The 3,220-nt window shown below is 60.3% G+C and carries 2 protein-coding genes; one reads left to right on the forward strand and one right to left on the reverse strand.

Annotated elements, in window-relative coordinates; all coding sequences use genetic code 11:
- Nucleotides 1-294 precede the first annotated feature (294 nt).
- Nucleotides 295-1,548, reverse strand: coding sequence for a PQQ-binding-like beta-propeller repeat protein (locus tag ABX749_RS27225; RefSeq protein WP_372898796.1), 1,254 nt, complete (start codon nt 1,546-1,548; stop codon nt 295-297).
- A 115-nt stretch (nt 1,549-1,663) separates the two neighbouring features.
- Between ABX749_RS27225 and ABX749_RS27230 the strand changes: the two genes are divergently transcribed.
- Nucleotides 1,664-3,124, forward strand: coding sequence for a polysaccharide lyase 6 family protein (locus ABX749_RS27230; protein WP_372898797.1), 1,461 nt, complete (start codon nt 1,664-1,666; stop codon nt 3,122-3,124).
- The last annotated feature ends 96 nt before the right edge of the window (nt 3,125-3,220 follow it).

Raw genomic sequence — 3,220 nt, forward strand, 5'->3', positions numbered from 1 at the left:
GCACGCTCAAGCTCACCAATCAACTCCTTTGCGAATGCAGACTGCCGCACCGCCGGCGGATGGATTCGCTGCGACCCCGTCTGGGGTCGAGGGGATTGTGGGACGTGCTTCCCGGAGGTGGCGCTGCGCTGACCTCCGGCTACTGGCTTTGACCCCGTTCGGGGACATACCACCGCAGGCGTGAGCGGAACGGCGCGAGCGGCCTGTCGATTTAAGCCCGCACGCGTTAACAAGGGGCCACGCGGCGCTACTCGCTCACGCGTCGGGCTGTTGTGATCGCATTGAATTCAGCGCTTACTTCACGCAGAAAATCGCTTGGTTGCTGCGCAGGTAGACGCGGCCGTTTGAGATGGCCGGTGTGGCGTTGAAGTCCGATTCGTCCAACGGTTCGCTCTTGGCAATCTGCTTCATTTCGGGCGTCGCTTCAAAGACGTACGTCCCGCTGCGACGCGTGACGACGTAGAGACGCTCTCCGACTTTGATCGGTGAGGCGTACACGGGACTGCCGCCCGACTTCAGATCATCTAATCGGTCTCGCGTCACGGTTTCGCCGGTCTTGGCATTGACGACGAAGGCTTGGCCGCGATGGCTGACCCAGTAGAGATGGCCATCGAAGTACAGCGGCGTCGGGACGTAGCTGCTGTCGCGGCTTTCCCAAAGGTGATGCGTCTCGGTGATGTCCTTGCGACCGCCACGACGAATCGCGTTGGTCTGTTGTGCCGGATACCCGCCGAACGTGTAGAACGCATCCTCGCCGAGGACGACACTGGGGCTGACGTTGCCGCCGTTTCCGATTTCACAAAACCAGCGGATCTTGCCGGTCGTCGCGTTCAATCCCCACACTTCGCCGGGCATCGAGATCACCGCTTCCATCACGTCGCCTTCGCCCGGGACCAGAATCGGTGTCGCGTAACAGAGTTCCAGAAGATCGTATTCGGCCTTCCAACGTTCGTTGCCCGTCGCGGCATCCAAACCGATGATCGCCCGCGCCTCCTCGGATGCATTGACGATCAAGATCCCCTCGTGCAGCACCGGGCTTGAACCGGAACCCCATTGCCGGTTGCTGGACATCTGGCCGACGTCTTGCTGCCACACCTTTTTGCCCTCGACGGTCCAGGCGACCACGCCGGCTTTGCCGAAGAACGCATAGACGTGTTTCCCATCGCAAACCGGTGTCCCGCTGGCATAGCCGTGCTCGGTGATGTATCCCTGATACGCGTCTTCGCGTTCCGGTCCGCTGATCGCATCGGTCCAAAGCTGCTTTCCCGAGTCCGCGTCGAGACACACGATGTGCCGCTTGGCATCAGAACCGCTGCCGGAATAACAGGTCACATACACGCGATTGTCGACGACGATCGGCGACGAGGATCCTTCCCCGGGAAGTTCCACAGACCACGCCAGGTTTTCCTCGCTACTCCAGGTCAGGGGGATCGTTCCCTCCGCGATTCCCTGTCCATTAGGGCCGCGAAAACGCGACCAGTCCTCGCCGCTGGCGGTGATGGAAAAGACCGAAACGACACAGAGTGCAACAACAACAGGGAAACGCATGGGTTCAGCTCATCGAGTGTTCAGAGGAGATATGATAAAAGTTTATCCTTCCCGAGCGGTCAGTGCATCTCTCGTCTGCCCCCTCGTTTTCCGCGTTGATTTCAGCGAAACGAATATGTTGAACACCAATCACGGGGCCGCCCGGCCCGGCTTTATCGGGTCTGCTTGGCTCCTTGCGGGCTGCCTTGCGGTTCTGCTGGCAGGACGCGCCGATGGCAAACAGTGGCAGATCGGCAAGGACAGCGAGTTAAAAACGGCCCTCAAGGAGGTCGCCGCCGGGGACGCGATCGTGCTGGCCGACGGCGACTGGAAGGATGCAAAACTGACGTTCGAACAGTTGCCGGGAACGAACGAGGCACCGATCGTCATTCGCCCGCAACACCCCGGCGGTGTGGTGTTTTCCGGAGCGACGGAATTTCGGGTTTCGGGGACCCATGTCAACGTCACCGGGTTTGTCTTTCGCGATCCGGACGGCGTCAGCGATGTCGTGCAACTGCGGACGCACAGTCAACGGCTTGCGCATCATTGCCGAATCACGCAATGCTGGTTCGAACAGACCGGGGATTCCGATGCCGGGATCGAATCCCGTTGGCTGTCCATCTACGGCACCAACAATCGTGTCGACCATTGTTACTTCGGCGGCAAAAAGAGCCGAGGGACCACGTTGGTCGTCTGGGTCAGCGAGGTTGCCGAGCACCACCGCATCGATCACAACCACTTCGGTCCCCGGCCCGAACTGGGACGCAACGGCGGCGAGACGATTCGCATCGGCACCAGCGAAGTCTCCGAACTCGAGTGCGCCAGTGTCGTCGAAGACAATTACTTTTTCCGATGCGACGGCGAAGCGGAGGTCGTATCCAACAAGTCGTGTGGGAACATTTACCGGCACAACGTCTTCGATTCCTGCGCCGGTGCGCTGACCCTGCGACATGGCCATCGCTGTCTGGTTGATGGGAACATTTTTCTGGGTCGACAACAACGCGGCACCGGCGGCGTGCGTCTGATCGGCCAGGACCACCGCGTCACAAACAACTATTTCGAAGGCCTGCGCGGCGACGCCGAACGTGCCGCCCTGTGCATGATGAACGGGATCCCAAACGGGGCGCTCAACTCATACGCACCGGTTCGCGGCGCGGTCGTGGCCCACAACACCTTCATTGATTGCAAGGTGTCGATCGAAATCGGCATGGGGGCCGGCAAAAAACAATCGGCCAATCCGATTGACTGCCAATTCGTTGGCAACGTTTTCATGCCGATGAAATGGCAGCTGTTTCGAATCCATGCCGAACCGCAGGACTTCGTTTGGCAAGGGAATTTACAACAGGTCGGCGGTGATGATCGTGACACCTTCATGCAATTCCCCCGCGTCGAACTGTCCTTGCAACGCGCGGCCGATGGATTGTTGCGGCCGAGCGATGCGCGTTCGCTTCGCTGCGACGTTCCCGACATCGTCAAGAACGATCTCGATGATTTTCCCCGCGGTGCAAACGCAGTGGCCGGATGCGATGACCCCGCCACCGCGCATCGCGTCTGGCCTTCGGCGGAGAACACCGGGCCGACCTGGCGACCACGTTAGCTCCAGGAAAGGTCGTGATCGCGGAGTGGCAGATCGCGGATGCGTTTTCCGGTTGCCGCAAAGATCGCATTGCAGAGAGCGGGGGCGAAGGACGGC

The sequence above is a fragment of the Stieleria sp. genome, from assembly GCF_041595215.1.
Taxonomy (GTDB): Bacteria; Planctomycetota; Planctomycetia; order Pirellulales; family Pirellulaceae; genus Stieleria; species Stieleria magnilauensis.

Coding starts and splice junctions, on each gene's coding strand:
- ABX749_RS27230 (WP_372898797.1), top strand. CDS start 1,664: ATGTTGAACACCAATCACGGGGCCGCCCGGCCCGGCTTTATCGGGTCT.
- ABX749_RS27225 (WP_372898796.1), bottom strand. CDS start 1,548: ATGCGTTTCCCTGTTGTTGTTGCACTCTGTGTCGTTTCGGTCTTTTCC.